This is a genomic window from Rhizobium sp. P40RR-XXII (assembly GCF_012641405.1).
In the GTDB taxonomy this organism is placed as follows: domain Bacteria; phylum Pseudomonadota; class Alphaproteobacteria; order Rhizobiales; family Rhizobiaceae; genus Rhizobium.
The window spans coordinates 400,133-425,727 of sequence record NZ_JABAII010000003.1; the positions used below are offsets into that span (position 1 = coordinate 400,133).

The 25,595-nt window shown below is 60.9% G+C and carries 24 protein-coding genes and 2 pseudogenes; 9 read left to right on the forward strand and 17 right to left on the reverse strand.

Annotation, left to right across the window (positions count from 1 at the left end; all coding sequences use genetic code 11):
• Window positions 1-78: 78 nt before the first annotated feature.
• The 3 genes and pseudogenes from HGP16_RS08240 to HGP16_RS34665 all read right to left on the reverse strand — a co-directional run.
• Window positions 79-1,569, reverse strand: coding sequence for a lipopolysaccharide biosynthesis protein (locus tag HGP16_RS08240; protein ID WP_168839519.1), 1,491 nt, complete (start codon window positions 1,567-1,569; stop codon window positions 79-81).
• A 226-nt stretch (window positions 1,570-1,795) separates the two neighbouring features.
• The gene (locus HGP16_RS08245; RefSeq protein ID WP_168839520.1) at window positions 1,796-2,425 is read right to left on the reverse strand and encodes a J domain-containing protein; all 630 of its coding nucleotides are present in this window, start codon (window positions 2,423-2,425) and stop codon (window positions 1,796-1,798) included.
• A 187-nt stretch (window positions 2,426-2,612) separates the two neighbouring features.
• Window positions 2,613-2,770, reverse strand: a pseudogene (locus HGP16_RS34665) (NrtR DNA-binding winged helix domain-containing protein); the annotation flags it as partial.
• 21 nt (window positions 2,771-2,791) lie between these two features.
• Between HGP16_RS34665 and HGP16_RS08250 the strand changes: the two are divergent.
• Window positions 2,792-2,932, forward strand: coding sequence for a hypothetical protein (locus tag HGP16_RS08250; RefSeq protein WP_246703280.1), 141 nt, complete (start codon window positions 2,792-2,794; stop codon window positions 2,930-2,932).
• 57 nt (window positions 2,933-2,989) lie between these two features.
• Here HGP16_RS08250 and HGP16_RS08255 read toward each other — a convergent pair whose 3' ends face one another.
• From HGP16_RS08255 to HGP16_RS08265, 3 genes are all read right to left on the reverse strand, one after another.
• On the reverse strand, window positions 2,990-4,492 hold the full coding sequence (locus HGP16_RS08255; protein WP_168839521.1) for a DegQ family serine endoprotease: 1,503 nt from the start codon (window positions 4,490-4,492) through the stop codon (window positions 2,990-2,992).
• Window positions 4,493-4,754: 262 nt separating this feature from the next.
• Window positions 4,755-5,411: a DUF2161 domain-containing phosphodiesterase gene (locus HGP16_RS08260; RefSeq protein ID WP_168839522.1), complete on the reverse strand. Its 657-nt coding sequence runs from the start codon at window positions 5,409-5,411 to the stop codon at window positions 4,755-4,757.
• Between the two features lie 33 nt (window positions 5,412-5,444).
• Complete coding sequence (locus HGP16_RS08265; RefSeq protein ID WP_168839523.1) at window positions 5,445-6,341, reverse strand: LysR family transcriptional regulator; 897 nt, start codon at window positions 6,339-6,341, stop codon at window positions 5,445-5,447.
• A 141-nt stretch (window positions 6,342-6,482) separates the two neighbouring features.
• Here HGP16_RS08265 and HGP16_RS08270 point away from each other — a divergent pair, with 141 nt between their 5' ends.
• Both HGP16_RS08270 and HGP16_RS08275 read left to right on the forward strand, forming a co-directional pair.
• A complete protein-coding gene (locus HGP16_RS08270; RefSeq protein WP_168839524.1) occupies window positions 6,483-7,676 on the forward strand; it encodes an MFS transporter in 1,194 nt (397 codons plus the stop codon).
• 28 nt (window positions 7,677-7,704) lie between these two features.
• The gene (locus HGP16_RS08275) at window positions 7,705-8,535 is read left to right on the forward strand and encodes an aldo/keto reductase (RefSeq protein ID WP_168839525.1); all 831 of its coding nucleotides are present in this window, start codon (window positions 7,705-7,707) and stop codon (window positions 8,533-8,535) included.
• Window positions 8,536-8,594: 59 nt separating this feature from the next.
• Here the strand turns inward: HGP16_RS08275 and HGP16_RS08280 are convergent, their stop codons facing one another.
• From HGP16_RS08280 to HGP16_RS08290, 3 genes are all read right to left on the reverse strand, one after another.
• A complete protein-coding gene (locus HGP16_RS08280; protein ID WP_168839526.1) occupies window positions 8,595-11,855 on the reverse strand; it encodes a GH36-type glycosyl hydrolase domain-containing protein in 3,261 nt (1,086 codons plus the stop codon).
• Between the two features lie 274 nt (window positions 11,856-12,129).
• Window positions 12,130-14,598: a glycoside hydrolase family 2 protein gene (locus tag HGP16_RS08285; RefSeq protein WP_168839527.1), complete on the reverse strand. Its 2,469-nt coding sequence runs from the start codon at window positions 14,596-14,598 to the stop codon at window positions 12,130-12,132.
• Between the two features lie 28 nt (window positions 14,599-14,626).
• On the reverse strand, window positions 14,627-14,914 hold the full coding sequence (locus tag HGP16_RS08290; protein ID WP_205926371.1) for an FCD domain-containing protein: 288 nt from the start codon (window positions 14,912-14,914) through the stop codon (window positions 14,627-14,629).
• Between the two features lie 90 nt (window positions 14,915-15,004).
• Here HGP16_RS08290 and HGP16_RS08295 point away from each other — a divergent pair, with 90 nt between their 5' ends.
• Complete coding sequence (locus HGP16_RS08295; protein WP_168839528.1) at window positions 15,005-15,436, forward strand: glyoxalase/bleomycin resistance/extradiol dioxygenase family protein; 432 nt, start codon at window positions 15,005-15,007, stop codon at window positions 15,434-15,436.
• A gap of 61 nt (window positions 15,437-15,497) precedes the next feature.
• Here the strand turns inward: HGP16_RS08295 and HGP16_RS08300 are convergent, their stop codons facing one another.
• The 5 genes from HGP16_RS08300 to HGP16_RS08320 all read right to left on the reverse strand — a co-directional run bounded on the left by HGP16_RS08300 (window position 15,498) and on the right by HGP16_RS08320 (window position 20,417).
• Window positions 15,498-16,328, reverse strand: coding sequence for an alpha/beta hydrolase (locus HGP16_RS08300; RefSeq protein ID WP_168839529.1), 831 nt, complete (start codon window positions 16,326-16,328; stop codon window positions 15,498-15,500).
• Between the two features lie 37 nt (window positions 16,329-16,365).
• A complete protein-coding gene (gene kynU, locus HGP16_RS08305) occupies window positions 16,366-17,613 on the reverse strand; it encodes a kynureninase (RefSeq protein ID WP_168839530.1) in 1,248 nt (415 codons plus the stop codon).
• 19 nt (window positions 17,614-17,632) lie between these two features.
• Window positions 17,633-18,556: an ABC transporter permease gene (locus HGP16_RS08310; RefSeq protein ID WP_168839657.1), complete on the reverse strand. Its 924-nt coding sequence runs from the start codon at window positions 18,554-18,556 to the stop codon at window positions 17,633-17,635.
• A 7-nt stretch (window positions 18,557-18,563) separates the two neighbouring features.
• A complete protein-coding gene (locus HGP16_RS08315; protein ID WP_168839531.1) occupies window positions 18,564-19,343 on the reverse strand; it encodes an ABC transporter ATP-binding protein in 780 nt (259 codons plus the stop codon).
• A gap of 87 nt (window positions 19,344-19,430) precedes the next feature.
• Window positions 19,431-20,417 (reverse strand): ABC transporter substrate-binding protein, encoded by a 987-nt coding sequence (locus tag HGP16_RS08320; protein WP_168839532.1) that lies wholly within the window; start codon window positions 20,415-20,417, stop codon window positions 19,431-19,433.
• A 184-nt stretch (window positions 20,418-20,601) separates the two neighbouring features.
• Here HGP16_RS08320 and HGP16_RS08325 point away from each other — a divergent pair, with 184 nt between their 5' ends.
• Complete coding sequence (locus HGP16_RS08325) at window positions 20,602-21,330, forward strand: GntR family transcriptional regulator (protein WP_168839533.1); 729 nt, start codon at window positions 20,602-20,604, stop codon at window positions 21,328-21,330.
• A 276-nt stretch (window positions 21,331-21,606) separates the two neighbouring features.
• On the opposite strand, the gene HGP16_RS08330 is transcribed toward HGP16_RS08325, so the two are convergent.
• Both HGP16_RS08330 and HGP16_RS08335 read right to left on the reverse strand, forming a co-directional pair.
• On the reverse strand, window positions 21,607-22,575 hold the full coding sequence (locus HGP16_RS08330) for a DUF72 domain-containing protein (RefSeq protein ID WP_168839534.1): 969 nt from the start codon (window positions 22,573-22,575) through the stop codon (window positions 21,607-21,609).
• 62 nt (window positions 22,576-22,637) lie between these two features.
• The gene (locus HGP16_RS08335; RefSeq protein WP_246703279.1) at window positions 22,638-22,865 is read right to left on the reverse strand and encodes a hypothetical protein; all 228 of its coding nucleotides are present in this window, start codon (window positions 22,863-22,865) and stop codon (window positions 22,638-22,640) included.
• 139 nt (window positions 22,866-23,004) lie between these two features.
• Here HGP16_RS08335 and HGP16_RS08340 point away from each other — a divergent pair.
• Both HGP16_RS08340 and HGP16_RS08345 read left to right on the forward strand, forming a co-directional pair.
• Window positions 23,005-23,563, forward strand: a pseudogene (locus HGP16_RS08340) (NuoB/complex I 20 kDa subunit family protein).
• Window positions 23,564-23,896: 333 nt separating this feature from the next.
• The gene (locus tag HGP16_RS08345; protein WP_168839535.1) at window positions 23,897-24,400 is read left to right on the forward strand and encodes a sigma-70 family RNA polymerase sigma factor; all 504 of its coding nucleotides are present in this window, start codon (window positions 23,897-23,899) and stop codon (window positions 24,398-24,400) included.
• Here the strand turns inward: HGP16_RS08345 and HGP16_RS08350 are convergent.
• On the reverse strand, window positions 24,397-24,789 hold the full coding sequence (locus tag HGP16_RS08350) for a response regulator (protein ID WP_168839536.1): 393 nt from the start codon (window positions 24,787-24,789) through the stop codon (window positions 24,397-24,399). The two genes, HGP16_RS08345 and HGP16_RS08350, sit on opposite strands and share 4 nt — an antisense overlap.
• A 293-nt stretch (window positions 24,790-25,082) precedes the next feature.
• On the opposite strand from HGP16_RS08350, the gene HGP16_RS08355 reads away from it, so the two are divergent.
• On the forward strand, window positions 25,083-25,331 hold the full coding sequence (locus tag HGP16_RS08355) for a DUF982 domain-containing protein (protein ID WP_246703301.1): 249 nt from the start codon (window positions 25,083-25,085) through the stop codon (window positions 25,329-25,331).
• Window positions 25,328-25,519 carry a hypothetical protein gene (locus tag HGP16_RS08360; RefSeq protein WP_168839538.1) on the forward strand — a complete coding sequence of 64 codons (192 nt, stop codon included), beginning with the start codon at window positions 25,328-25,330 and terminating at the stop codon, window positions 25,517-25,519. Before HGP16_RS08355 ends, HGP16_RS08360 begins: the two co-directional genes overlap by 4 nt.
• The last annotated feature ends 76 nt before the right edge of the window (window positions 25,520-25,595 follow it).

Consider the following 25,595-nt stretch of genomic DNA (forward strand, 5'->3'; position numbering starts at 1 on the left):
TTGCCATTATCATTGCGGTGACCGAAAGCATCCACCTGGGATTTTGCCGCGCTTCGATCTGTTGCTCGCCATGGCCTGCTACTGTGCCTTTGCGCGGCGACCTTGCAGTGTCGTCCGCGCGAGGAAGAGGATCCTCTCCTTGCACAGGAGAAGGATAAGACCCGAATAGGTGAGACCGCCGACCAGGACTTCGCAGACGAGACGGGCTGCGAGAGACCAGTCGTACAAGGCCGACGAGGTTGCCAGCACCGCGACGAGCATGCCGAGATAGGCGGCTATGGGCCGCACGAACTGGCCGAAATATTCCGCAATGCTGAGGCCGATCAGTCGCGAGACCATCCACAGCGTCACCGGCCACAGCACCAGAACGCCAACCATGAGCCCGAAGACGACGGTGGCCACGCCATATTTGTGGAGAAGAAGAACGGTGAGGATCGAGACGACGTTGCGCACCAGCTGGTAATAGAACCACCAGTCGGACCTGCCCTGGCTCGTGATCAGGGAGGCCTGGATGACGCCTATTCCGGCCATCAGGCCGATCACGCAGAAGAAGCGGACCGGCCAGACGGCGGCTGCCCAATGCGGTCCGAAGATCAGCGGAATGGCATCGTCGGCAACGGCTGCAAGCCCCATGAAGGCCGGGAAAGAGACCAGCGAGCAACCGAAGGTCGCCATCAGAAAGGCTTCGCGCACCTTGTCCTTGTCGTGCTGCAGGGAGGAGAGCAGCACGTGGCTGACCGAGTTCAGCCCGCCCGACAGGACATTATTGAGCATCTCGTAGAGCCGCCGGGCGAAATTGTAGATACCGAGCGCGGCCGGGCTCACCAAGGTGCCGATGATCAGCTGGTCGAGATTCATGGTCTGCAGAAAGCGGTTGCCCGAAGCATAGATGCCATAATGCAGCAGTTCGCGCAGGCTCGAGAGCTTGATCCTGAAACCCGGCAGCCATCTTGCGCCCCAGAACGCCGCGACGCAGGCAGCCGCCGGCGCCGCGATCTGGGCGATTGCAAGCGCCCAAAGGCCGAAACCGGCGAAGATCAAAGCCAGACAGATGGACGCCGAGACGATCGTGGCGATCGCGGTTCGCGCCGCCGCCAGATGAAAGGACATCGTCCGGCCGATCAGGGCATTGGGGACGATGATCATCATGTCGAAGAAGATTTTCAGCCCAATGATCAGCAGCAGGCTGACGATCTCGTCATGTCCGACCCAGTGGGCAAGATGGGGTGAAAGCAGGAACAGCGCGGCATAGAGGATGGCCGCGGAGAGGAATGACAGCCAGAAAACCGTATCGAGGTGACTGCGCCGAATGGATTTTTGCTGGATCAATGCCTCGCCGAAGGCCGTCGGCCCGAAGCCGGCGGCAAAGCTGACAATGGCGAAGGCGAGCGCGACCAGGCCGAAATCCTGCGGCAGGAGAAAGCGCGAGGTGACGATGAAGACCAGGCTGTTGAGCGCCGTCGGGATCATCGTGTCGAGCGCCGACCAGAAGGCGCCCCTCAACGCGGCCCGCGATCGGTTTTCACTCAGATGTTCAAAGACGATTTCATCCGCTTCAGAAATCAGCAAACATATACCTCGTCGTCCAGATCTCGGAGCCGGGATTCCGACGTCCGTCAATTGCCGTGCCGCTATCGCCCGCTCGGCAGGACGGCTTACGGATGCTTGATCTAGGCCAGCCCCACGATTTGTCTAGGGACGATTGTTGCATTGCAACATTGCGTTGCCGAAAATGATCACACCATCAAGGCATACGCGAAATCCGCCTCCTCGGGGCGACTAAAAAGCGCCATTGCTATTGTGCGGCAGCGCGGACCTGGGGCTTGTCCCATTCGATCTCGGGTGCTGCATCGAGCTCTTCTCGGATTTCGTCCATCACGTAGAGATAGCCTTCGAGCATATCGCAGGCACGTTCGTTGGCGCCGATCTTCGCCTCCGTTTCGCTGATGGCGGTCGCGATCGCCTTGATGCGGGCGCGCAGCATGTGGCCCACCACATCCTTGCCGGGACGCTTGCCAAGCCGGTCGAGATGGAGGCCTATGCGGCTGGAATGACGCTCGAGCTCGCTTTTGCTGAAATTCGCCTTGCGAATTTCTTCGAGAAGGCTGGCGCGCATCTTGGCGACCGGGTCGAAGGTTCCCGGTTCGCGCTCGTCCAGCACCATCTCGGTAATGAGTTTTTCGATGGCGACCAGCGCCTGCAGATCGACGGCGTCGGTCAGCTCCACATCATAGCCGGTATCGTCGAACACTTTGCGGCGCACGGGATCGAGAAGCAGCTCGTAGGCCTTCTGCAGCATGGCAAAAGCCTCCGTGTCGCCGCCGGAATCCGGATGGGCTGCCTTCACGCGCTTGCGATAAGCCGCCTTGATCTGCTCTTCTTTCGCATCGCGCGCAACGCCGAGAATATCGTATGGATCAGTCACTCCAACTCCTGCCGCCGCTTATTCCTGTTTCGAGGCCCTAGCCGCTGATCTTGCCGGCGGGGTTTAAACTTGCCGCTTGCCTGTTTCAACCGGCCCCGGCGCTATTTGTACCATCAGAAAGGCAGAGTTTGGACAAAAAGAGTCCTATGTCAAAGCAGAGCTGCCTCTTCTGTGGAAATTCAGCGTCTCAGATCGTTCGGTTGAAGAAGACGGTCGAGCGTGCCTGCTTGAGCCGATAGAGCTGGGCGGGGCGGTTGCTGGCGCGGCGCATTCGCCTGCTATCGGCTCGATGAAATCCGCGATGCGCTTGCGGAAGGCCGATTTATCGAGAAGACGGCGGAGGAGCCGTCCGAGCCAAAATGAAGATTGCGAGATCGAGCCGATGACCGTCGTCTCCGAGATGGCGTCATCTTCAGTGTCGGCATCGAAGCCGACTTCCTGCCTTTCAATGCCGGCACGCTGGCGACAATCGGCCTTGCGGAGCGCCAGGGATTACTGGTGACGTAACGGCAATCGGCCCGCTGCCTGGGAGGAAGCGGGCCGACTGGAGGACGTTTCGGCTTTTCAAGCGGCCGAGAACGGCACGGCGACGAAGGTCTTGTTGCCGTCGCGCTCGATCAGGAGCAGCACGGACTTGCGGCCATCCTTGCCTGCCTGCGCAACGGCCGTCTGGACCTCATGGGCGTTGCGGACGGGCTGGTCGTTGACCGAGACGATGATGTCGCCGGCCTGGATGCCAGCTGCGGCGGCCGGCTTGTCCGGGTTGACGCTGGCAACCACGGCGCCCTCGACGCCATGCGGCAGGTTCAGCTGCTGACGAACATCGGGCGTGAGATTGGCGAGGCCAACGCCGATGCTCGGCTGGTTGGAGGGCTGCACCTTGCCGTCGCCATTGTCGTTGGCAGCCTGCTTGCTGTCGTCATTGCCGCCGATGGTGACATTGACGTCCATGCTCTTGCCATTCCGCCACAGCGTGACCGAGCGCTTGTCGCCGGGGGAGAGATCGGCGACCAGCCGCGACAGGTCCTTCGGTGTCTTGACGGCCTCATTGCCGACAGCGGTGACGATATCGCCGCTCTTAATGCCGGCGCGCGCGGCCGGCGTATCGTCGTTGACGTTGGCAACGAGCGCGCCCTGGGTCTGCGGCAGGCCCATTGCATTGGCGATATCGGAGGTCACGGGCTGGATCGCGACGCCGAGATAGCCGTGATCGATCGAGCCGCTCTTTTCCAGCTTGGCGACGATCGCCTTGGCCTCGTCGGACGGAATGGCGAAACCGACGCCGACGCTGCCGCCATTCGGCGAGTAGATGGCGGTGTTGATGCCGACGACATTGCCTTCACGGTCGACCAGCGGCCCGCCGGAATTGCCATGATTGATCGGGGCGTCGATCTGGATGAAGTCGTCATATGGGCCGCTGTGCAGGTCACGGCCACGGGCCGAGACGATACCGGCGGTGACCGTCGTGCCAATGCCGAACGGGTTGCCGATCGCCAGAATCTGATCGCCGAGCTTCAGCTTGTCGGAATCACCCCAGGCAATGGTTGCGAGCGGCTTCGGGGCCTGAATCTTCAGAACGGCAAGGTCGGACTTGACGTCGGCACCCAAAAGCTTGGCGGGCAGTTCGGTGCCGTCATCGAGTGTGACCTTGATGTCGACGGCGTTCTGGATGACATGGTTGTTGGTGACGATGACGCCATCGGTGCTGATGATGAAACCGGAACCAAGCGCCATGGCGCGCTGGCTCTGCTGTTGGTGCGGCATCTGCTTCGGGAAGGGGATGCCCTGGTTTTCGAAAAATTGCCGGAACTGCTCGTCCATTGGCGAATTGTTGCCGTCGGCGCTGGTGTCGGTCGCCTTCATGGTCGTGGTGACGGTAACGACGGCCGGCTTGTCGGCATCGACGATGGGAGCGAAAGAGCCGCCGGGCGCGATGATACCGGCAGGCTCGGCTGCAGCGGCGACGGTGGCAGACGTGCTGAAGGCAAAGGGCAAGGCGCCAGCGCCGGCGATGATGGCGGCGCCTATAATGGCAGCGGTGCGATGCTTGCGGAGAAGAGATGACATGGCAAAAGTCCCTTGCGAGGTCGTTGGCGAATTGGCGTCTTGTCCATGTCCGGGACAGGCGTCGGATGGGGCCGCGTCAATTCGTTTCGGGGAGCCTTTGCTTCCCTTTACTCCGGGAGGCGAAGTATAAATATGAATTGGCGCTGACAGATAATATGATCCGCAAATTTACTTTTGCAAATTAAATATTGATCATGTTTCTATTGCAAAAATTTAAGATATTACATGAATTTAATGTTGATCTGCCGGAATTTTTCCACATTTATCTTTGAGGCGTCGGCCATCTCTTGAGCGCTTCTGTTCCAAGCTCCGTCAGCGCGTAGATGCCGCGGTCGATGCGCTCGAACCAGCCATAGACGTTATCTCTCAGAATTTGCGGCGCTTTCGGTGCCGCGTCGCGCATATCCTTGGGGCGGCGCACGCCATTTTCGATCGCGGATGCGCAGGCAAGCGCCTGTTGCCGATAGGCGGTCATGATCGGCTTGCGCGTGCTGCCGCCAAGCGCCGGATCGCCCTTGCGGCGGCGGTGTTCTTCGACAAGGCGTGACCTACGGCGGGTATTCTTGCGCGGCATCGGCGAGACGGGGCTGACGACGATATCCACGAGATCGCCGTCCGATACGGTCAGCATGCCGAAGCCGAGCCGGCGGCAAAGGTCGCGGAAACGACGATCGCCTTCCCGTCCCTTGCCCTTTGCCGAGACGCGCGCGGCGATCCAGACCTCGTCGCTGGCCGCGGCGCGATCGACGGCCTGCAGGATAAGCTCGAGATTGAAGCTCAGCTTCAGCTCGCAGATGACGACGACGGGCAGCTCGCCTTCGCTCAAACCGACAAGGTCGCAGCCGCCGATCTCGCCCTTCACGGCATAGCCGGCCGCTTCGAGAAATGACTTGATCGGGAGATAGAGCGCCGTTTCCAAATCCGCCTCCGGCCTTTGAATATCCGGCTACTTCTATCCGATTCGGTTAACCAGAAAGTCGATAAAGGCGCGAATGCGGGCGGCCAGATGCTCATGGCCGGCATAGACGGCATGGATATGCTCGATGTCATCCGGATTGAAATCGTCGAGAACTGGCACGAGCCTGCCGGCATCGAGATCGGGCTGGACGTGGAATTGGCCGACGCGGGCGAGTCCTATTCCTTCGAGGCAGAGACTGCGCACGGTCGGGCCATTGTTTGCCTGGAAATTGCCCCGCACCAATTTGACGAAGTGTGAGCCTGTCAGCGGATCACGGAATGGCCAATCTTCCGCGGTCGGGCGGAAATTGAAGGTCAGGCAATTGTGACGATCGAGCTCATCCGGCGTCGCCGGCAAGCCATTTCTCCCGATATAGGCGGGGGAGGCAACGATGATGCGGCGGCTGTCGAGTAGCTTGCGGGCCTTGAGGGAGCTGTCGCGCAGCGATCCGACGCGGATGGCGACATCGGCCCGCTCACCGACGATATCGATGACACTATCGGTAAGGGAGATATCGAGTTCGATTTCTGGAAAGCACTGCAGAAAATCGGGAACGATCGGCACGAGACAGCGGACCCCGAAAGCGACGGAGGCGCTGACACGCAGTCGGCCGCGTGGCACCGCCGTCCCGCCAGCGGCGACCATACGCTCCGTCTCATGGATGTCGGCAAGAATGGCCTGCGCGCGCTCGAAATACACTTCGCCTTCCGGCGTTAGTTGCAGCGAGCGTGTCGTCCGCACCAGAAGGCGCGCGCCGAGCCGATTCTCCAGCCGGGTCACAAGCTTGCTGATGGCTGAGGGCGAAAGGCGCAGCTTGCGCCCTGCAGCCGAGAAGCTCCGAAGTGCGGCCACCTGAACGAAGACATCCATTTCGCCGGCGCGATTGTCCATTTCCAACTCGCCTTTTGAATTCAATTCACAAGTGTTGAGTTGATATAGCCGATTATCGATTGAATGTCGCGGAGGCATATTCTGCCCGAACAAGAACTCGCGCATCCGGCGTTTCCGGCTGCCATTTGATCGGGTGCTCTCATGCCTCTCGCTTTGTTTGCCTTGACGATCGCTGCCTATGCGATCGGCACAACAGAATTTGTCATCGTCGGTCTTTTGCCCACCGTGGCGAACGACCTCCATATCAACCTGCCGCTTGCAGGTCTCATTGTCAGCGTCTATGCGCTCGGGGTTACCTTCGGCGCGCCGATCCTCACGGCACTTACTGGCCGTATCGATCGCAAGCCGCTGCTGCTCGGCTTGATGGCCCTGTTCATCGTCGGCAACGGCATGGCTGCCCTGAGCCCTGGCTATATGCCGCTGCTCGTCGCGCGCGTGCTTTCGGCCTTTGCCCATGGCGTCTTCTTCTCGGTAGGATCCACCATTGCCGCCGACCTCGTTCCGGAAAACCGCCGTGCTTCGGCGATTGCCATGATGTTCATGGGCCTGACGGTTGCCATCGTGACAGGTGTTCCGCTTGGCACTTTCATCGGTCAGACCTTCGGCTGGCGCGCGACTTTCGCGGCCGTCGCGGGCCTTGGCGTCATTGCCTTTGCCGGCATCCTTTTGCTTCTGCCGTCCAGTCTGAAGAAGGCGCCGCCGGCAAGCATCGGCGAACAGGTCCGCGTGCTTGCAAGCGGTCGGTTGCTGATCGTCTTCGCCATGACGGCGCTCGGCTACGGCGGCACCTTCGTCGCCTTCACCTTCCTGGCCTCGATCCTGCAGGAAGTCACCGGTTTTGCCGCCTCCGCCGTCAGCCTCATCCTCGTACTCTATGGTATCGCCATTGCCATCGGCAACGTCGTGGGTGGCCGTCTCGCCAATGGCAATCCTGTCCGTGCGCTGACGTGGCTCTTTGTCGCCCAGGCTGTCGTGCTTGTCCTCTTCAGCTTTACGGCGGTCTCGCCCTGGCTTGCCATCCCGACGCTTGCGGCGCTTGGCTTCCTGTCCTTCGCCAATGTGCCGGGCCTGCAGCTTTATGTCGTCCAGCTTGCCCGGCAGGTTCGGCCCGCCGCCGTCGATGTCGCCTCGGCGCTCAATATCGCCGCCTTCAATCTCGGCATCGCAGCCGGAGCCTGGATCGGCGGGCTGGTGGTCGAATCCTCCCTTGGCCTTAGCGCCACGCCTTGGGTCGGCGCGATCCTGGTAGTCGCGGCCCTGGTGCTCACCCTGTGGAGCGGCGCGCTCGACCGCCGCTCGGCTTCCGCTGCTCAGGCCGTCTCCTGCGCCGCCTGATCGAACCCTGCAATCGAAAGGATCATTCATGAAAACCGTCAGCGCCAATGGCGCATCCATTCCCGCTCTTGGTTTCGGCACGTTCCGTATGCCAGGCCCGGACACCGAACGCATGGTCGCGCATGTTCTCGGCAATGGTTATCGCCATATCGATACCGCGCAGATCTATGGCAACGAGGCCGAAGTCGGCGGCGGCATCCTTCGTTCGGGCATGGCTCGCGCCGATCTGTTCCTAACCACCAAGGTCTGGGTCGAAAATTATCGCCGCGATGCTTTCATCGCCTCGGTGGATGAAAGCCTGAAGAAGCTGAAGACTGATTATGTCGACCTCCTGCTTCTGCACTGGCCGAATGATGCCGTGCCGCTGGCCGAGCAGATCGGCGCACTGAATGAGGTCGCGAAGGCTGGCAAGGTTCGCCATATCGGCGTGTCCAACTTCAACCGGGCCTTGGTGCGCGAGGCGGTTCGGCTCAGCGATCTGCCGCTCGTCACCAACCAGGTCGAATATCATCCCTATCTCGACCAGTCGCCTATCCTGGAGACCGCCGCCAGCCTCGGCATATCGGTGACCGCTTATTACGCCATGGCGGATGGCAAGGTGCTTACCGATCCGGTGCTGAAGGACATCGCTGGCCGGCATGGCAGATCGATTGCCCAGATCGTTCTGCGCTGGGTCGTGCAGCAGGGGCTGATCGTCCTTTCCAAGACCGTGTCGGAAGCCCGCGCGGCGGAAAATGCCGCCATTTTCGATTTCGCGCTTTCGCAGGAGGAGATGGCCGCGGTCCACGCTCTCGCGCAGCCGAGCGGCCGCATCGTCAGCCCCGACGGTCTGGCACCGGTCTGGGACGAAGCGGCCTGACGCTGATAGTCCAACGAATAAGGGAGCCGCTCAGCGGCTTCCTTTTTGCGTTTGATAGCTCAAGCCTTGAAGTCCAGCTTGACCTCGCAGGCGCCGATCGAGGCCGGCAATAGTGGCTCGCGGATGCGCTGGCCGAATTGCCGCTTGAAGCCGAAGGCGTTACCGATCAGGCTCTTGGTATAAAGACCGGGGCCGCTCGAATAGATGCGCCAGCCGCCATCGACGGCAATATCGCCGGCCTTGACGCGCGACCATTCCGACGACGCCTGATAGCGGTCGTCGAAGGCCGCGTCGCTGCTGCTGAAATAGGTGTTGCGCTGGCGCAGCGACGCACGCTCCACTCGGCCGCTGACGGCGATCGGGTTGGCGAGTGCCAGCGCCTGCCACACGGCTTCTGCATCGTCGTCAAGGGCGAGCGCTTCGCAGTAGCGCAGATGCGCGTGCACATACATGAGCCCGATCTCGCGACCGAAGAAGGACGAGGATTCGGCGCGGCGGAAGAGCTTTTCCGGGCCTCCGGAATAGGTCGCCGGTTTTTCCATCAGCCGCACGCCGTCCGGGAACAGCAGGTTCTCGCGAATGATCTTCATGTGGGCGTGGCGCTGATCGGGCGTGAACAGGCCGCCGATCATCGGCTGCGTCATCGCGATCAGCGAATAGTGCAGCCCAGTGCGCGTATCCTCAGGATGCAGCAGCAATTCCACGCCGTCATGGCTCGGATCGAAGACGCCGTAGCCGGCAACGATGCCGTCGCGCATCAGCAGCCGATTGAAATCGGCGCGCATGGCGACCGCGGTTGCCTGAAGCGATTGCGCTTCCTCGTTGCGGCTGGCGAGCGTCAGGATGCTGGCGTAGCGCACCAGCTGCTCGTAAAGCAGCGATACTGTCCAGCTGCTTACCATCCAGTCGCGCAGATGCGGATCGGCCGGCTGCAGGCTGTCATTCCAGTCGCCTTCGCCGTAGCGGATGAGGCTCGTGCCCGGCACGAAGCGGCTGCGCACCGTTTCCAGCAGCTTCTCAATGTGATCGGAGATTGTTGCGTGCTCGGCGGTCAGCTGCATCGTGTCGTCGGCGCGCCACGGCACCGTTTCGGCAAGGAAGGTGATGTTGCCCGTCGCCTCGATATAATCGCAGAGCGCCTTCAGCGGCCAGACGACGATATCGCCATGCGCCTCGCCGGCGCGGATATTGGCATAGGGCTCCAGCATGAACCATTGCGGCCAGTCGCCGCGATCGCGATACTGCTCGGAAAAGAGCGTCAAGAGGATCTGCCGGGCCTCTTCGTCATGCTCGTAGGCAAGCAGAAATTCGATCGGCCCCTGGCAGACGTCGCGCGTTCCCCAGGCAGCCCCCGTATATTGTTCGAGGCCATGCGGCACGCTCAGATGGATGATGGCGTCATGCGCGATCCAGGGCAGCATCACGGCCTGCGCCGCCACATCTCGGCCATCACCCTCGATGCGCGCGCCCCGCGTCACATGGCTCCAGAAGTGGCGCGCCGGCGCCAGCATCTCTTCGCTTTCGACACCGGCACTATAGCGCGCGGCAAGAGCTTCGGCCGCATCCGGATCGGTCATCGAGCCCGTGACGGCAAAACGCAATTCCTTCGTCGAGTGCGATTTCAGCGCGATGAACGCGCCATTGCGGGCGGTGCCGTCGCTATAGAGTAGTTCATCGCCGCCAACGGCGTCGAACGCATCCGGGGTCGAGGTGACGAGATGGTAGCTCGCTTTCGGGTAGCGATCCCAGAGCCAGGATGGTTGCGGCCGGAAAGAGATGCGCTTGGCCGCCGCGTCGACTGCGATATTCGCCAAGGCCTCATAGTCGCGCTCGCCGAGGACGATGTGACCGAACACGAGGAAGCGGCAGGCTTCGCCCTCCACCGTAACGCTCCATTGCATGGCCGGATCGTCGCCGGATGCGATTGCCGAGACTGAAATGGTGCGGCCGGAAAGCCGGTAGATCCAGCGTGTATCGCTCAAGCCCATTTCGAAGGCAGCGGGCACACCAAGCAGGCGCCAGCCATCGCCGAGGTCGACGAGGATGCGAAGGCCGCTCGATCGTGTCAGGTTGTAGGGGTCGCGGGAAACGGAGAAGAGCTTGTGGAAGGACGTGTTGCCGATGGTCAGCTGCGCGGCGAAGATGCCCTGCATCCAGCAGGTGGCGGCCAGTGTCTGGTCATCGAGCAGCATGTTCTGGCCGCTGCGGACGATGGCGCCGTGGCGGCGCGCCACCAGCCGCTCCTTTTCGCGCAGCACGATGTGCCTGTTATGCGACCCATCCGGCACGAAGAAGGAGAGCAGTTTTCCATCCGCATGCTCTTCCAGCATCCGCTTGGGGTAGAGCGCATCGATCGCGGCTTGGTCGAGGCTATCGCTCTCGGCAAGCGGCGCGTCCTGCACGAGACTGCGCACCGACCGCGCGGCCGATATCGCGTCTACCGCGAGCTCGCTCTGAAGCTTCGGCAAGCCATCGAGATGGGCGAGATCGGCATCGCTGGAGGCGGCCGGATGATCGGCAATGAAGAGACCGAAGAAGGTCGTCGTGGTCGTATCCCCGGCTGCGAGCGAAAGCGGCTTTGACTGGATTGCCGGGCAGGCGACCTCGTGCTGGCGGCGCATGCTCGGCAGATCATTGCCGAAACCCGGCACCATGACGCCGTCGTTGCCCTTTGATGGCACAAGGAGCTGGATCGCATCGGTCGCGTAAGCCGCGGCACCTTCGAGGCAGCCCTGCGCGAGCCAGGGATTTCGCCCGCCGCCCTGCTTGAGGTTCTGCCGGTTCATGACGACGGGACCGAAGGCGGCATGGCTGGCGATGTGATGATCGATATATTGCGAGGCATAGGCTTCGCTGTTCATCAAGAAGCCGCGGTCGCCGAGGCCGACGTCCTGAAGGAGGATGAGATCGGCCGAAACCGTGGCGCTCGTGGTGTTCTGCAGCGATACCTGCCAGAACCATGCGGTCTCGCTCGGGTGCAGCCGCAGGCTGACCGTATGCTTCACGCCGGCCGTCTCGCCGCTCCAGGAGAAACCGTTTCCGCCATGGCCGAACTGCACGGCAGCCTTGGGCCCGACGATTTCGGCCGTTGCCGGCTTTGCGCCGCCGACGCGCAGATAGAGCCGGCCGATGCCGCCATAGACAGGCGAACCGAGCACCTGGTTGATCATGATGCCGCCCTGCTGGTCGGCGAAGTCGATCGAAAACAACGTGCCGTTCGGCAAGACCGAAGCCGAAAGCCCGGCGGTGTTACCGAGCGTGATAAGACCGAGTTCTTCGCGACGGGGCGTTTGAAAGCTGCGATTGGAGTCCGAGGACATAAGCGTGGTCTCGCTGATTCATGGATCGGATGAGGGCACTAAAGCATGTCGCGTAAAAGTGTGCAGCGGTTTTGCGACAACGACATGCGAAAAAAATGATTTGAAGGGCAATGAGCGAATCTGCAAAATCGCGATGTCCTTCAGATCACAAGGCGGTGCCCGATCATAGGCATTTTCCTACTCGCACCCGCAATTCCTGGCGATGAATTGCGGATGCTATGAGGACATATCCGGCGCAATGCGCCGGATAATCCGATCGAAGCGATCCCCGGTTTCAATGGTGCGGAGGCTGGGCAACCTGATTGGCCGTGCGTAGGATCGCCGACAGGTCGGCATCGTCGAAGGCCTCCTTGGAAAGGCCTTTGACCTTGAACCTCCTGCTTTCGCCGGGCGTGAGATTGACCAGCATGTCGTCGACTTCGGCATTTGGGCTGATGCGATCGACGAACAGGCAGAGATCGCGCAGGAACGACTGTGCCGTGATGGTGACAGCAATCCCGTCGGTCGTCTGGGTGCTCTCGAGATCGAAGCGAGGCTGTGGGTATTGCAGCTTCATATCCTTCTCGAAGAACCACCAGGCTTCTGCGTCGCCGAGACGGGCGCGCAAAAATTCCCGACGCGGATCGGCGGGGGTCGCGACCTCGGCCGGGATCTCGATGTCGGTATTCTCGAAGCGATCGCAAAGGATGCGCCAGACGTGATGACGGGCAAGCAGCGTGCCGTTGAAGTCGAAGCGTTCGACGGTGAAGGGCACGCGCCAGAACAGGGTTGCGTCGTTGATTGCGACCGCAGCCAGGCCATCGCCGCGCGGCTGGATGGTGAGGAGATGTGGTGCATAGCTCTGCTTCAAGGCATACCAGAGCGGCTTCTTCCTGCCGGCGCCATCGATGGCTGCCCAGGAGGTGACCGGCCAGCAGTCGTTGAGCTGCCAGACGATGGTGCCCATGCAGGTCGGCCTATGCGAACGCATATGGTCGATACCGTAGCTGATCGCACGCGCCTGGTTGAGCTGCGTCACGAAAAGCCAGTCGTCGAAATTTTCCGGCGGCGGGAACCGGCCCTCCAGCCCCATCAGCAGCTTGTCATTGCCGGTGGTCGCCTTTTGATGATGCAGGACGCCTGGCGAGGCCGGCGCACGGTCCTTCTCGCGAACGGACTGAGCCAATGTTGCGAAGGTCGGCGGCGCCTGCCATCCGAATTCGGAGCAGAAACGAGGGATATAGTTGCGATAGGTCTCGTAGCCGACCTCGTTCCAGACATCCCAGATGTGCTTGCAGCCGTGCTCGTCCGCGTTCGGCGCGATTTCCATGGAACCGGAATAGGGGCTACCAGGCCAATAGGGACGTGTTGGATCGATCTCGGCCACCAGCTTCGGCAGAAGGTCGAGATAATAGCCGGCGCCCCAGGGGCGATTGCCGAGCACATCCTGCCAGCCCCAGTCGAAATAGCCCCAGATATTCTCATTGTTGCCGTTCCAGATGACTAACGAGGTATAGGGCATCAGCCGTGTGATCGCCTCGCGCGCTTCCGCCTCGATCTCGCTATAGACCGGCTCTTCTTCGGGGTAGGTGGCGCAGGCAAACAGGAAGTCCTGCCAGACCATGATGCCGGCGGCGTCGCATTCCTCGTAGAACGTATCGGTCTCATAGATGCCGCCGCCCCAGACGCGCAGCATATTCATATTGGCATCGCGGGCCTGGGCGATCCGCTCGCGATAACGCTCGCGCGTTACGCGCGGCAGGAAGCAATCGTCGGGGATCCAGTTGGCGCCACGGGCAAAGACCGGCACGTCGTTGACGACGAGGGTGAAGGCAGAGCCGATTTCGTCGACTGTCGTATCCAGCCGCACGGAACGGAAGCCGACGCGTCGCTTCCAGCCATCGAGCGCCGTGCCATCCGAGCCGAGCAGCTGCAGGTCGAGATCGTAAAGCGGCTGGCCGCCCATTCCATGCGGCCACCAGACCTGCGGATTGTCGATCCGGCATTCGATCAGCGCGTGGGTCTCGCCCTGCGCGACGCGAACTTCCGCGCGCTTGCCGCCGATGGACAGGATAAGTGCCGCGCTATCCGTGCCCTTGTCAGCCCATTCGATCTCGACGTGCAGGCGCGCGACGCCCTGGCTGCCCTGCAGCGTGATTTCCGGGCGGATGCCGCCGAGGCGCGCCTTAGACCAGCTCTGGATGAGGATCGGTTTCCAGATACCCGAGGTGACGACGCTCGGACCCCAGTCCCAGCCGAAATTGCAGGCCATCTTGCGGATGAGATTGCTCGGGCCGGGATAGTTCTGGGGGATGTCGGCGGCGCTGCCGAGCTGCTTGCGCACGTCCTCGCCATGCTCGTAGGCCGATTGGAAATCGACGATCAGCTCGTTGCGGCCGTTTTTCAGGTGACCGCCGATATCGAAGCGGTAGCTGCGATGCATGTTGCGGGTTTCGCCGAGGGGGGTGCCATTCAGCTCCAGGCGTGCCGCCGTATCGAGCCCGAGGCAGGCAAGATCGATGCGCTCGGCGTCCTCGCCATTCCAGTCGAAAGCCAGGCGATAGCGCCAGGCGGAATGGCCGATCCAGTCCTGCGAAATTTCGTTGACGTCGAGATAGGGGTCGGTGATCAGCTGCGCTGCCATCAGGTCGAGGTGCACGTTGCCCGGCACGGCGGCGGCGATCGAATTGGGCAGGGTTGGCGCAGTCGGGGGTGCGCGAAGGCGCGAGAGGGTCCAGCCGGTGTCGAGCGTCTGTCTTTTCATGTCATGCGTCCGTTATGAAATGGATGTCTCAAACAGCCTTTGGCGTGATGAATTGCCGGCCTGCCTGCAGATGGCGGTTCATGGGATAGACGTAGGCGATTCGGTCGCGTTGTATCAACGCCTTGATCATCTTCCGATATTCATTATAGGCGCTATCGATGGCCTTGCGAGAGCGCTTGCCCGCCTCCACGGGCCACTGCAACAATGGCCGCAGAATGCCATGGACTTGTGACAGGCTCTGATTGCCGAACGCAGGCGTATGGACGACGCGCGGAAGGGCTGAACAGGCGAGGCCCGAAAAAACAAAAAACTTCAACCGCCATTGTCGGAAGTCGTGATCGACCAACGTCCTTGGGACAGCCCATCATAAGGGCGGATATGCAGAACCGTTCCCAAGGAGACGAACATGACCGATGCAGTAGAACAATCGCAATCTCAGCAGCCCCGCGTGCCAGTTCGTGGTGGCGTGGTGGCCTATCTGACGGTGGACGGCGCCGCGAAAGCTGCCGAATTCTACAAGCGCGCCTTCGGCGCAGAGCAGGCCTTCATGTTTCCGGTCGACGAAAAGGGCCGGACCATGCATATCCATCTCTACATCAATGGCAGCTCGGTGATGCTGGGTGATGCCTTTCCCGAATATGGTCATGCGCTGGAGAAGCCGCAATCTTTCGTGATGCAGCTGGTCGTGGATGACCTCGATAGCTGGTGGAAGCGCGCCGTCGATGCCGGGGCCGAGATCGTCGTCGGGCCGCAGGTGATGTTTTGGGGCGATCGCTGGGGCCAACTCCGCGATCCATTCGGCGTTCTTTGGGCGATGAATGCGCCCGTCGAAAGCTGACAATATAATGCCCTCGGCCTGAATGGCGTCGAGGGCATATTCCTGTGGTAATGGGAGATTGCTATTCCGCGAGCAGGGTCCGCGTTAGTGGATGATCGGCGTCGATAAGGCCGTCCAGAACCGTGTAGTGATTTTTGTCCGGCTCGACCACGACCTCCGTCGCCGCACCGAGCCCGGTCCAGATATTGGCCAGCAGCGCGTTCTGGCGGATGAATTCGGCCCGTTCGGCACCCCCGACCCAGCACGTGAGGCGTACGGCTTCGACCGGCTCCAGCAGGGCCGGGCTTTCGGCCCTTGCCTCGATGAAATCGATGCGAAGCTGCTCGTTCATGGCGCGCTTCATGATCGGGCGCAGGTCGTGCACGCCGGAAATGGCAAGAACGTGGCGGATGCGCTTGCGGGTGGCCTCGCCGAGCGGCGATGTCGTCGTCATCATGCGGGCGACAAGCTGACCTCCGGCCGAATGCCCGGTCAGGATGATTGGCCCATCGACCATCTCGGCTACCGCCATGATCGCGGTTGCGATCTCCTTGCCGATTCCGCCGATGCGATTTTCCGGGCAGAGCGTGTAGGATGGGATTGCGACTGCGTAGCCGGCCGCAATCGAGCCGGCGGCGAGGTGCGACCAGTAGTTTTTGTCCAGTTGCAGCCAATAGCCTCCATGGACGAAGACCACCAATCCCGTCGGCTGGCCTTCGGGCAGAAAGAGATCGAAGCGATTGCGCTCGGCGGAACCATAAGCGAGATCGAGCTTTGCCCGTCCCGCTGCCATCAGGCTATCGCGGAAGGCTTTGGCCGGCTCGACCCAGGCCGCCGGCCAGCTGTCACCGTCGACGATATAGGCGCCGTTGGTATAGGCGCTCTCCCAATCGGTGACCTTGAAATAGCTCATGTCCAGCTCCCTCTTTCCGGCTACCCGTCTCTGCGGCTCAGGTCACCGCCGAACGTACGGCAAAGCGCGCGTCCTGCCACGATCCGCTGCTCAGGATTTCCTCCAGTACGGTGACGGCTCGCCAGACGTCACGATAGCCGACGTAAAGCGGCGTGAAACCGAAGCGCAGCGTCGAGGGAGCCCGGAAATCGCCGATGACGCCACGCTCGATCAGTGCCTGCATGATCTCATAGCCATTGTCGTGCTTGAAGGAGACCTGGCTGCCGCGTCTTTCGCTGTCGCGGGTCGTCTCGAGCTCGACGCCATATTGGCCGCATTTCGCTCCGACCAGCCGGATGAAGAGTTCGGTAAGCGCGATGCTCTTTGCGCGCAGGGCCTTCATGTCCACTTCAGCCCAGATGGCCAAGGCGCCCTTCAACGCTCGCAGCGACAAGATCGGCTGCGTGCCGCAGAGAAAACGCTTAATGCCGGCGTCGCCATCGAAGCCCCGTTCGAAAGCGAAGGGGCGGGCATGGCTCCACCAGCCGCTGAGCGGCTGGACGATCGACGCGTGATGACGCTGCGCGGCATAGATGAAGGCCGGCGCACCGGGGCCGCCATTCAGATATTTGTAGGTGCAGCCGACAGCGAAATCAGCGCCTGTACCGTCGATATCCACGGGCAGGGCGCCGGCGCTGTGGCACAGATCCCAGATGACGAGTGCACCGGCGGCCTGTATGCGCTTCGTTAGCGCCGCCATGTCGCGCAGCTCACCGCTCTTGTAGTTGACATGGTTGACGAGGACGACGGCGACGCTGTCGTCGATCAATTCCTCGATCGTGCCGGCATCGCGACCCTCGAGGCGGAGCGTCAGGCCAGATCGTGTCGACGCCACACCCTCCGCCATGTAAAGATCGGTCGGGAAACTATCGCCCTCCGCCACGATGACATTGCGATCGGGCCGCATTGCCAGAGCAGCGTGCAAGGTCTTGTAGATGTTGATCGACGTGGAGTCGGTCACCACGGTCTGGCCTTCGGCTGCACCAATCAGCCGGCCGATACGGTCGCCGAGCTCGAGCGGCAGATGAAACCATCCGGCGCTGTTCCAGCTACGGATCAGGCCGTTGCCCCATTCCTCCATGGCGGCCTGGCGCACTTCGGCAAAGACTTCGTGCGACGCAGCGCCGAGCGAATTGCCGTCGAGATAGATGACGCCCGCCGGCAGGGCAAAGCGGCTGCGAAAAGCGCGCAGCGGGTCGGCCTCGTCCATGGCCTCGACGGCCGCGAGATCGGGAAGGCTGTCCATAAGTCGTTGCCTCGTAAACTTATTCGCGAATGGTTTCTCGGGTGGCCGCTCCGCCGCGGCTGCGACGAATGCTTGGCAGTGCCAGCATGATGAGCACGAACAGGCCCGTGGCGAGCTTCAGGTTCGGCGGCGGCATGCCGGCGGCAAGGCAGAGCGAGACGAGCTGGTAGTAAATGATCGAGCCGACGAAGGGCGCCAGCAACTGTCTAAGCACGGTCTGCTTGCCGGTGAAGGCTTCACCGATCATCAGGGCTGCCAGGCCGTTGATCAGGATGCCGATGCCCATGTTGACGTCGGCAAAGCCCTGTGACTGGACCATGAGCGCGCCGCTGGCGGCGGAAAGGGCGCTGGCGATCCCGACACCGCCGATGGTCGCTGCCCAGACATTGATGCCCTGCGCCTCGGCCATGTCGGGATTGGAGCCGACGGCACGCATGGCCGTGCCTTTTTCCGTCTTGAAATAGAGATTGAGGGCCATCAGCACGATAAGAGCAAGGATGCCGGCGACCACGATCTTACTTGTGGGGAAGCCCGGGGTCGCGAACGGCACCCAGTCGAATACCGTCGGCGAGCCGAAGACGGAAAGGTTCGATTTGCCCATGATGCCGAGATTGACGCTGTAAAGCATGGTCGACATCAGGATGCCGGCGAGCAACGTATGAATACGGAAGCGCAAATGGATGATGGCCGTGCAGCAGCCGGCGGCCAACCCGACGACAAAGGCAACGGCGATCGCGAGCGGCGGCGCGACGCCGGCGGCCAGCAAAATGCCGCAGACGCAGCCGCCGAGCGGAAACGCGCCTTCACTGGTCAGGTCGGGAAAGCTCAGCATCCGGAAGGGGATCATGATACCGAGGACGACGAAGCTCAGGATAAAGCTCTGCGCCAGCGTGACCGGAATGAGCGAGACGAAGCTTGAGACGGTTGTCTGTACGAAATCCATCATGATATCAGCTCACCAGCAGCATGCGGTCGGTCTTGACGGCGAAGTGGCCAATCAGCTCGGGCACGGTGATGCGCCGCTTGCCTTCCCCGGCAATTTCGAGATGCACGCGGCCGGCATCGAGCATGATGATGCTGTCGCCGAAATCGACGGCGTGCTGCATGTTGTGCGTCACCATCAATGTCGTCAGCTTCAGCGCCTCGACGGTGCGTACCGTTGCCTGCATGACGATGTCGGCCGTGCGCGGATCGAGCGCTGCGGTATGTTCATCGAGCAGCAGCACGTCGGGCGAGCCGCCGACCGCCATGATGAGGGACAACGATTGACGCTGGCCGCCGGAAAGCAGCTCGACCTTCGTATCCAGCCGGTTTTCCAGGCCGAGGCCGAGAACGGCGAGGCGCTCCTTGTAGGCGGCAAGACGGGCGGCATTCAGGCCGGGGCGAAATCCTCTGCTTTTACCGCGCAGTTCCGCCAGGAGCATGTTCTCACCGACCGTCATGCTGGCGGCGGTTCCCTTCATCGGGTCCTGGAACACGCGGGCGAGGCGCGCGGCGCGCTTATGGACCGGCGTGCCCGTGACATCATCGCCATTGATGAGGATCTGACCGGAATCGAGGCTGAGAGCACCTGAGATCGCATTCAGCATGCTGCTCTTGCCGGCGCCGTTCGAACCGATGACGACGCCGAATTCGCCAGACTTGAGGGAGAGCGTCAGGCCATTGAGCGCGACCTTTTCGTCGGGCTGGCCTTTGTAGAAAACCTTGCGCGCGGATTTGATATCAAGCATCCGTGCCTCCCCTGCGGAATAGGGTTATGAAATGGCGGCGTCCTTGACGCCGCCATGGATCGGATTATCCCTAGAAGATGCCGCCTATCACTTCGTGAAGCAATTGCAATCGGCAAGCGAAGCCGGAACGTCGGCGCCGAATGCCTTCAACACGGTCTTGTTGATCAGCGGCGCGTGGTCTTTATAGGCCGGAACGGCGGGCTTGATCGTCTTCGGATCGGCGCCTTTAAGGATCTGCGCGGCGATCTTGCCGGCATTTTCACCGACCTGCTCGTAGTTGACGGCAAAGCTTGCCGGCACGACGCCGTTGCGAACCGCGGCGTCGTCGGAATTGACGATCGGGATCTGCGCCTGGCGGGCAGCGGCGGCAACGGCCGGGATTGCCGGCTGCAGCAGGTTGGAGGCGGGCGTATAGATGACATCCGCCTTGCCGGCGAGCGACGCGATGCGCTGCTGGATGTCGTTGACGTTATCGACGCCGACCGGAACCACTTCGAAGCCCGCTGCCGGAGCGGCGGCCTTGACCTTGTCGATCAGCGCGACGTCATTGGCCTCGCCGGGATTGTAAGGCACGCCAAGCCGCTTGGCGTTCGGCAGCAGCTTCTTGGTGAAGGTCAGGATGGCGGAAATGTCCTGCAGGTCGCTCGAGCCGGTGATACCGACGTCACCCGAATCCCACGAAGGAACAAGCTTGGCGGCGACCGGATCCGTGACGGCGGTGAAGACGATCGGAATGCCGGAGCCGGCGAGCGCCTTCTTGGCGATCTGCGATACGGGGGTCGTGACCGTATACATTAGCTTCGGATGTTCGGACTGCAGCTTGGCGATCATCTGCGGCACGAGCGACGCGTCGAAGCTCGTGTTGCTCTCGGAGTAGACGACGTCCTTGCCTTCGACGAAACCGTTGTCGGCAAGCGCTTTCTTGAAGCCGGCGATCGAAGCATTGAGCTGCGGATGTTCACCGAAATTGGCGATTGCGATCTTAATGGGTTCGGCCGATGCGGTGGCGGCACTGGCCACGAAGGCGCCGGCGACCACCAGGCTGGACAGCCATTTGGATGTAGATCTCAGCATATTTTCCTCCCGGATGTGACAAGGAGCCGTGTTCCTTCGGGCCTCTTGCAGGGGATCATAGCGACTGCTGCAAGCCTGTCAAATTGAGATATATGATGTGCACTATCTGCACCTTTGATATATATATTTCTGCATAGGGGAGTTTTATATATAATCCGGACGTCGCGGAGGAAGGACAGGCCGCATGCAGGACACCGACGCGTTGAGCAAGACCGAGGCGGCCTATTGGCTGTTGCGACGCGATATCCTCAATACGAAGCTCAGGCCTGGCGCATCCCTGCGGCTCGGGGCTCTGCGGGAGGCCTATGGAGTCGGCTGGACTCCGCTTCGCGAGGCTCTGTCGCGGCTGGAAGCCGAGAAGCTGGTGACGGCCGTCAGCAATCGCGGCTTCGCGGTCGCCCCTGTTTCCAGGGCGGAGCTGGAAGACCTTATGCGTGCGCGGATGGTCGTCGAGCTGCCGCTGTTCATGGAATCGATTGAAAAAGGCGGCCCGGATTGGGAATCTGCCGTGGTGACGGCGCATTACCGCTTGTCGCGCTGCAAGATCGTGCCGGATTCTGCTTCCGAAGAGATGGCCGACGAGTGGGATGAGAAGCATTCTGCCTTCCATGCCGCGCTGGTAAGCGCTGCGACATCAAATTGGCTCAAACGCTTCCAGTCCACCATTACCGATCAACTTCGGCGCCACCACCGTTTCCTCGGTCTGGCGCCGACGCAACGCGCGACCGCGGGCCTTTCCGCCGGTTATGAGAAGGCGGTGGCAGCGCTCAAGGACGCGATGGCGATCGAGCATCACACGGCGCTGATGGAGGCCGCCCTCGACCGCGATCTCGAACGCGCCAAGGCGCTGATGACGGAGCACATCGGCTACACGCTGCAGGTCTACATCCGCTCCGAGGATCAAAATAGGTAGCCCTACAATATCCCATGGTGCTAAATATAACTACTATTCAATAACTTAGATTGACGACGCAGCCGATTGAACACTATGATTATCCTTCAGTTCTCCCTCGCGGTGGTATCCCGTTCCAAGCCTTGGAGGTAGTAGATGGGGAAACGAAGTGCCGTGCCGTTGACCAAGCGCATTGTCGAGGCAGCTCGACCCGATCAGGACCCCTGGGACCCGGCATGGGGCCGATTGGAGTGATCCGAACCGAGCCGGCGTCTTTCTCGTGTAGTGAAGAGGACCTTATCGGCCCGGCCAATGCTGGCGGGCCTCTTCTGTAATCTCGGGTTTGTGCGGGCGCTTCCGTGCAGGGGGTCGCATGGCTTCGACGGGTGAAGCAAGCCCGAGCCGCTCGGCCAGCCGTCGGGCATCGAAGGGTGCCCTGACTTTCACGTCATTGTCGAAATAGACATAGACGTCGCGGCCTTTCGCGGACGATTTCAGCGGCTGCAAGACGCGCTTGGCGTCGGCGGGCTCGCGGCCGTGCGCCCAGGCGCTGATCCGTCTTGCCCATAGATCCAGGGCATTGTCGTCGTAGCCGCTGACATAGAGCTCTTCCGAGCCATGGAGGCGGCAATAGACAAAATCCGCCGTAAGATCCATGAGCAACGGCCATTCGACCGTGTCGGCACAGACGAGTCCCATCTTGTGTTCCCTCAGCAGCCTGATGAAATCGGCCTGCGCAAAGCTCTCGTTGCGGATCTCGAATGCATGGCGCAGCGGCCTGTTTTCGTCGATCTCCAGCCAGTCGCGGCCTTCCATCCATGCATCGCGTCGCCTGGCAAGACTGGCTGCCGCACGGGTGTCCTTCGGCAGCATTGCCATGAAGGCGGAAAAGAGTCCGGGGTCGAACCGCAGCCGCGGCGGAAACTGCCAGAGGATCGGGCCAAGCTTCGGCCCAAGGCGCAGCAAGCCCGAAGCTATGAAATTGGCGAGCGGTGTTTCGACATCGCGCAGCTTGCGCATATGAGTTATGTAGCGCGAGCCCTTGACGGCAAAGACGAAGCCATCCGGGGTCTCGTCCCGCCATTTTGCAAAAGTCTCGGGACGCTGCAGCCCGTAGAATGTTCCGTTGATCTCGATGGAGGGAAACTGCCGGGAGGCATAGGCCAGTTCGCGCTTCTGCGTCGTGCCCTTCGGATAGAAAACACCGCGCCAGGGGGCGTAGGTCCAGCCTGAAATACCGATACGGATCGCACCTGTCTTCATCATCTATTCATAGCCATGTCTGGAGCGGCTTGCTTCGGGACGCGGCAAAGCCGGTGAGCCTCCCGCTAGGTGACATTGATGGAGGGGAGAAACGACATAACTTCGTTGCGTTGCCTTGGTTCGAGTATCTCGATCTTCCGTCTCCAGAAGGTCTCGGCTTCCGGGGTGTCTGCTTCCCAGCTTTCGGTCGACAGGATATTGTCATCCATGACCAGAAGCCTGTGTCCGCCGAGCCGCAGATACTCCTTCGCAAGTTCCTGAGCACCGTTTCTCATGGGGGCTGGGCTTTTCATGGGGTTTGCTCCTCGATTGCTGCATTGCCGCCTTCAAACGCGACAGCCGCGCAATTGTTTCCAAGTTTTTGGATTTCTGCGCTCCGGAACAAGCCGGTCCCACGGAAGTTAGAGGTGTCTTTCCTATGGAGAACGGGCCATGTCTTCCTTCAAAGACCGTCCTGTGATCAGTGACTTTCAACATCCTGGTGAAGCTCCAGGCGGCGATCCATTTATGGGGACGATCAATAGCGAACTTGCAGACAAAGGCTTTCTTGTCCCCAGCACGGACGAGCTCGTCACCTGGGCGCGCACGGGATCGCTGACGTGGATGACGTTCGGGCTCGCATGCTGCGCGATCGAAATGATGCAGATGTCAATGCCGCGCTATGATGTCGAACGCATCGGCGCTGCGCCAAGGGCCAGCCCGAGGCAATCGGATTTAATGATTGTCGCAGGCACGCTTTGCAACAAGATGGCGCCGGCGCTGCGCAAGGTCTACGATCAAATGCCCGAGCAGCGCTACGTTATCTCGATGGGCTCCTGCGCCGATGGCGGCGGCTATTATCACTATTCCTACTCGGTCGTGCGCGGCTGCGATCGGGTCGTTCCCATCGATATCTACGTGCCGGGCTGTCCACCGACCGCGGAAGCCTTGCTCTATGGGCATCATGCTTCTCCAACGCAAGATTCGCCGCAACGGGACAATCGAGCGATAGCCGAATTCCGGATCGGCTCGCTTCTTTTTCGATCTCTTCCCCAGCTACATCTGGCAATTTTTGAAATTGGATGGAACAAGCGCGGAATACAGCCGTTTCCCAGCCAGATGTAAATGGCGTCTAAAGCCCGAGAGGCAATCCAAAGCATCCCGGTAACACATCGCGACTTACGGCGAAAAGTAAAGACTAATCAGATCAAGACCAATGGCGATTGAGCCGGCACCTGCATGGATGCCGATCTTCATCGCGCATGGCAGGCGTTGAACGAGATCGGGTGCTGCATGCAGTGCGGGCGAGGAGGCGCTTCATTGGAACCTGTCGAGGAGGAAAGTTGTGACCGACCTGTATTCAACAACCGGTCTGCAAACCGAAATAGTCGAACTTATTCCCGCCCTTCGCGCCTTTGCGCGGACCTTTCACAGAAATACCAACGATGCCGACGATCTGGTTCAGGAGACCTTGGCGAAGGCATTGGCCAATCTCAATCAATTCGACCGTGGCACCCGGCTGAAATCGTGGCTGTTCACGATCATGCGCAATACGTTTTGCACGAAGTTCCGCATTGCCAAGCGCGAGGCCCCGGGCAGCAAGAAATGTGTTTCCGGTGAAGGCATCGCCTTGCCGTCGCAGGAATGGACGATCCGGGCAAGGGAGTTGGAGGAGGCTTGCAATCACCTGCCTGAACCTTATCGGGCGGTGCTTGAATATGTTGTCATAGAGGGGCGATCCTATGATGCCGCGGCGGAAAAATTCGGCTGCGCGATCGGCACGGTGAAAAGCAGGATCAATCGGGCACGGCAACAGTTGGCCGTCCGCCTTGATGAGGATCGGCGCTAGAGATCTTGGTTTCGGTTACCGAACAAGGCCTTGGCGATGTGCTCCATGGCAACCGATCTCCCGCATAGCACAAAGCCGGCAAAATCCGCGATTGCGCCCGACGGCTCCCGACCAAGGGCGAAGACATAGGGAAGCCTGCGCCTTTCAAGCTGCTCAACGAGAGAAAAGGCGGGTTCCGTAACGAGATGCAAATCCAGGATTGCCGCATCAGCGTCGCCTGTCTCAATGAGGTCGACGGCGTGTTCGATGTCATCGACCGGTCCGACTATGATCGCGCCGAGCTCTTGCAATTTTTGCCGTGCGTCGTCGGCGAGGAAATAGCTGTCCTCCACGATCAAAAGCCGTTTGCCCCGGAACATCTGGCTATAGGGGCCCGTCGAATTGTCCATCGGTCAATCCAGAGTGAGTTGATCGCTTATAAATGGTTTCGCGTGAACTGAAAGTGAACCGCAAGGCGAGACAAAGGCTGGCGTTCGCCTCATGGGACCTGCGCCTCGTGAGACCTAGCGTTCAGAACATTCTGGGCCGATAAAAGTTTCCAAATCGGAGCGAAAGAATCTCACGAAGCCGGATTGCTGCGGGCTTCAGGAACAAACGGCCGCGTCTGCGGTTCTTCACAAAGGGAGGGACCTCCACGAAGTGGGAGGATCGCATGCACGAAGTCATTGATGTCGAATTTAAAATGCTTTGGAACGCGCCTGTCCGGCTTACCGCGGGAGATCAGGTCTACCAGACTGTCCGGGGGCCGGAAGATGCAATCCATTTCCTGTCGCGGCGATGGCCGTGCGAAAGAGGCTCCTCCTATGCCCATGCGAGGGAGCGCTGTGTCGCAGCCGTTTCGCACCGAATTCCGGTCGAAGCATCCAGACCAGCCTTCGTGATGGCCTGTCTCGATGCACGCTTGATGACAACGGGCGGGTATCGGCCATGAGCAAGGACGACGCGATTTCCGAGACGGACGCTTATGAACTCGGCAGGAAGGCCTTCCAAAAGGGTGCAACAGGCGACAGCAATCCCTTTCCGGAAAGCGACCACCGTCGAGACGAGTGGGCGCACGGGTTCATGGACGCGCAGAAGATCCCAAGCGATGAACACCTCCCAGGCCGGCCGTCGGGTTGATAAGCAAGGTCGTTGCAAATTCATCCGGGTTAATTCAGCTGGAGATATCCAGGTATCGGTTGTTCCCGCACGGCAA

Bases quoted from the DNA above. Each gene is read 5' to 3' on its own strand.
- HGP16_RS08255 (WP_168839521.1), bottom strand. From the start codon at position 4,492: ATGTCATCTCTTCTCCGCAAGCATCGCACCGCTGCCATTATAGGCGCC.
- HGP16_RS08265 (WP_168839523.1), bottom strand. From the start codon at position 6,341: ATGGACAATCGCGCCGGCGAAATGGATGTCTTCGTTCAGGTGGCCGCA.
- HGP16_RS08270 (WP_168839524.1), top strand. From the start codon at position 6,483: ATGCCTCTCGCTTTGTTTGCCTTGACGATCGCTGCCTATGCGATCGGC.
- HGP16_RS08275 (WP_168839525.1), top strand. From the start codon at position 7,705: ATGAAAACCGTCAGCGCCAATGGCGCATCCATTCCCGCTCTTGGTTTC.
- HGP16_RS08280 (WP_168839526.1), bottom strand. From the start codon at position 11,855: ATGTCCTCGGACTCCAATCGCAGCTTTCAAACGCCCCGTCGCGAAGAA.
- HGP16_RS08285 (WP_168839527.1), bottom strand. From the start codon at position 14,598: ATGAAAAGACAGACGCTCGACACCGGCTGGACCCTCTCGCGCCTTCGC.
- HGP16_RS08295 (WP_168839528.1), top strand. From the start codon at position 15,005: ATGACCGATGCAGTAGAACAATCGCAATCTCAGCAGCCCCGCGTGCCA.
- HGP16_RS08300 (WP_168839529.1), bottom strand. From the start codon at position 16,328: ATGAGCTATTTCAAGGTCACCGATTGGGAGAGCGCCTATACCAACGGC.
- kynU (WP_168839530.1), bottom strand. From the start codon at position 17,613: ATGGACAGCCTTCCCGATCTCGCGGCCGTCGAGGCCATGGACGAGGCC.
- HGP16_RS08310 (WP_168839657.1), bottom strand. From the start codon at position 18,556: ATGGATTTCGTACAGACAACCGTCTCAAGCTTCGTCTCGCTCATTCCG.
- HGP16_RS08315 (WP_168839531.1), bottom strand. From the start codon at position 19,343: ATGCTTGATATCAAATCCGCGCGCAAGGTTTTCTACAAAGGCCAGCCC.
- HGP16_RS08320 (WP_168839532.1), bottom strand. From the start codon at position 20,417: ATGCTGAGATCTACATCCAAATGGCTGTCCAGCCTGGTGGTCGCCGGC.
- HGP16_RS08325 (WP_168839533.1), top strand. From the start codon at position 20,602: ATGCAGGACACCGACGCGTTGAGCAAGACCGAGGCGGCCTATTGGCTG.
- HGP16_RS08330 (WP_168839534.1), bottom strand. From the start codon at position 22,575: ATGATGAAGACAGGTGCGATCCGTATCGGTATTTCAGGCTGGACCTAC.
- HGP16_RS08335 (WP_246703279.1), bottom strand. From the start codon at position 22,865: ATGAAAAGCCCAGCCCCCATGAGAAACGGTGCTCAGGAACTTGCGAAG.
- HGP16_RS08350 (WP_168839536.1), bottom strand. From the start codon at position 24,789: ATGGACAATTCGACGGGCCCCTATAGCCAGATGTTCCGGGGCAAACGG.
- HGP16_RS08355 (WP_246703301.1), top strand. From the start codon at position 25,083: ATGCTTTGGAACGCGCCTGTCCGGCTTACCGCGGGAGATCAGGTCTAC.
- HGP16_RS08360 (WP_168839538.1), top strand. From the start codon at position 25,328: ATGAGCAAGGACGACGCGATTTCCGAGACGGACGCTTATGAACTCGGC.